Source organism: Synergistaceae bacterium (assembly GCA_012728235.1).
Classification (GTDB): domain Bacteria; phylum Synergistota; class Synergistia; order Synergistales; family Synergistaceae; genus JAAYFL01.
Genome location: JAAYFL010000074.1, coordinates 1 through 3012 on the forward strand (window position 1 = coordinate 1; position 3012 = coordinate 3012).

2 protein-coding genes and 1 pseudogene are annotated in these 3012 nt (G+C 37.7%); 1 reads left to right on the forward strand and 2 read right to left on the reverse strand.

The genetic code is table 11. The features are described 5' to 3' along the window. Positions 1-80: 80 nt before the first annotated feature. Complete coding sequence (locus GXZ13_05370; protein ID NLX75244.1) at positions 81-1175, reverse strand: ABC transporter permease; 1095 nt, start codon at positions 1173-1175, stop codon at positions 81-83. Between the two features lie 7 nt (positions 1176-1182). Next, positions 1183-2291 (reverse strand): annotated as a pseudogene (locus tag GXZ13_05375) (ABC transporter permease). 424 nt (positions 2292-2715) lie between these two features. On the opposite strand from GXZ13_05375, the gene GXZ13_05380 reads away from it, so the two are divergent. Next, on the forward strand, positions 2716-2871 hold the full coding sequence (locus GXZ13_05380; GenBank protein NLX75245.1) for a hypothetical protein: 156 nt from the start codon (positions 2716-2718) through the stop codon (positions 2869-2871). Positions 2872-3012 lie beyond the last annotated feature (141 nt).

Genomic DNA, 3012 nt, shown 5'->3' on the forward strand with positions numbered 1-3012 from the left:
ACTTATTCTCATGCTCTTTATCATAATAAAGTCCTCTCTAGTGGGAGTGCTCAAACAAAAATGTTTTTCTGTTTCGTCGTTTAATCTACTGTCTTCTTGAATCTGGAGACACTGAAGAGAAGAAAGAAAGTTCCTAAAAGTGCAAGTGCGACCAGCTGCGTCCATAGCTCTGCTAGTCCAGTTCCCTTGAGAAATATTCCTCTTATTATTACGAGAAAGTATCTAAGCGGGTTTATTGTTGTCATCCACTGCACCGGCACAGGCATATTGGAAATCGGAAACATGAATCCTGAAAGCAGTACTGCGGGGAAATAAAAGAAAAAAGATGACATCAGCGCTTCCTGCTGTGTTTTAGAAATTGTGGAGATCAAAAGTCCAATGCCAATGCAGGACATAAGAAATAGCGTCGAGGCAAAAAGTAGTAGCACCATACTTCCTCGGATTGGTATTTTAAACCATGCCATACCAGCAAAACTTATGATTATTACATCTACGAAGCAAATAATAGCGAAGGGCAGTGATTTTCCTAGAATAAATTCTATTGGTTTCATTGGCGTCACCATCAATTGTTCCATTGTTCCTATCTCCTTTTCTCTAACTATAGCCATAGAGGTTAGAAGAAGGGATGTCATTAATATAATAATAGCTATTACTCCAGGAACGTTATAGTTCCTGCTTTTTAGATCTGGATTGTACCAGGCTCTACCCTGTACATTAACCAAATTTTTGCTTTGCCCATCTCTACCGAAATCAGAAATTATGCGCTGAGCGTAATTCATTGCCAAAGTGCCATCGTTCGAGTTTGTTCCATCAATAAGTATCTGAACAACAGGCTGTTTTCCGGTGAGAATATCTTCAGCAAAACCTTTTTTAATGTTTACTCCAATTACAGCTCTGCCTCGATCAAGGCTTTTTGTTATTTCAGAGTCGTTCTCAGAATACGCAACAATAGTGAAGAGTCCAGAAGAAGTAAAACTTTCTACCAGCTGTCGACTTTGCACGCTTTTATCGCTGTCTACGAGGATAGTCTTGATATTGTTTACATCAGTGGTGACTGCATAGCCGAAAATCAAAAGCTGTATAATTGGAAGCACAAAAATCATTGCTTTCATTCGAGGATCTCTCAAAACCTGTATGAATTCTTTGATTATTAAGCGTAATATTCTTTCTCCCATAATAGTCCTATCCCATATTCTTTTTGAATTTTTTGATAGCTGCTGTAAATACTACAGCTGTAAATGCACTTAGGAAAAGTATCTCTTTAATCAAAACAACCGGTGGGTTTCCTTTTAAAAATATATCCTTCATTACTGTGACAAAATAACGCGACTGGACTGCGTAGGTGATTTTTTGTATAAAAAGAGGCATGTTGTCTATAGAGTATAGAAATCCCGAAAGCATGAACGCAGGAAGCAGAGTTAAGACAAATGCTGCCTGACTAGCTACGAGTTGTGACTTTGCTATAGTGGAAATAAGTATTCCCAGACTTAGTCCACCAATTAGAAAAATGGATGACACTACGAGAAGAAAGAACAGACTTCCCTTGAGCGGCACTCCAAATATCCAGACGCCTACTGCGACAGAAATCAGAAGGTCTATCATTCCTATAAGAAAGTAGGGTGTTATTTTTCCCAAAAAAGTTCCGCGGGATGAATAGGAGTCGATAAAAGCTGTTCCATAGTACCTTGTTCCCATTCTCGCGAAACAGTGAGAGAGGTAAGAAGAGCGCTTATCACGCCCATTATGATGGCAATAAGCCCAGGAATTATGACCCAGCGCCTTTTTAGCTCCGGATTATACCAGACACGACGCCTAAGATCGATCTGTCCTGAAGGACTTTTTGCTCCTTTTGAGAGCGAGTATCTTGAAGCAATCGCATCTGTATAGCCCATTGCAATAGAGGTCGTGTTTGCATCACTTCCGTCAAAAATAGCCTGTATGTCTACTGGTACGCTCTTTTTTATGAATCCACTAAACCCTTCTGGAATAGCAAGAACCATCTGAACTATATTGCGGTCGACAAGACGATCTATTTCTCTGCTGGAATTCACAGCTTCAATTATTTTGAAATATCCAGATGCTTTAAATCTTTCTATAAGCTCTCTACTTTCGACTGTTTTATCCATATCATAAACTGCCATATTAATATTTTTAATATCCAAAGTTATACCGTAGCCAAAAATAAAGAGAAGTATGACAGGCATAAGGAATGCCATAGCTAAACTTCTGCTATCTCTTATGATGTGCAAGAACTCTTTTTTAACAACTGCTATAAGTCTACGAACTGAAATCTTTCTTATCTTGTCATTATTCATTTTTAACACTCTCCAACAGTGCATCTTCTTTTTCAATCAGATTGACAAAGACATCTTCAAGAGATGGCCTAACGCGATTCAACGAGTAAATTTCAAATCCTTTTTCTAAAAGAATTTTTCTAATCATTTCGTCATTCTGATCTTCTTCTATAAGTGTTAGTTGTTTTGTGATATAAAATATATAAGTTGTTTTCAACACACGCTTCTAACAACTAGCAAATTAATAAGATATAATAGTAGACTCATCTTGTTGATGTAACTTATAATTATTTCAAAGGATACTGTGAATAATTAGAAAAAATCGTATTATCTTTTTGCTGTCCATTTATATGGGTTTCTAATAAAAGGAATATAAACACAAAGTATTATCTAAATTAATAACATCAAGGAGGAAATAATTATGGCATGTCTTATTGTTCCCGCAGTCCAAGCCATCGCAACTACAGTTGCATCAAAGGTAATTCAGTCAAAGGAAAAAGATGCTAAAACTCTGAAAATCGCCACCGAATATGGTGATTTTGCCACGGTGAAAAAAGTTCCTTTTTCAAAAAAATAGAACTGGCGCTCCAATCTGCTCTGGGGTGGATCTGCTCTGCTAGCCTTTGAACATCTATGGCATGGTGAGATTGTCCCCTGGTTTCCATTTCTTACGGCGGTAAACAATCCATCTGACAAGGCAGAGATGCTGCATGAACTC

Bases quoted from the DNA above. Each gene is read 5' to 3' on its own strand.
- GXZ13_05370 (NLX75244.1), bottom strand. From the start codon at position 1,175: ATGGGAGAAAGAATATTACGCTTAATAATCAAAGAATTCATACAGGTT.
- GXZ13_05380 (NLX75245.1), top strand. From the start codon at position 2,716: ATGGCATGTCTTATTGTTCCCGCAGTCCAAGCCATCGCAACTACAGTT.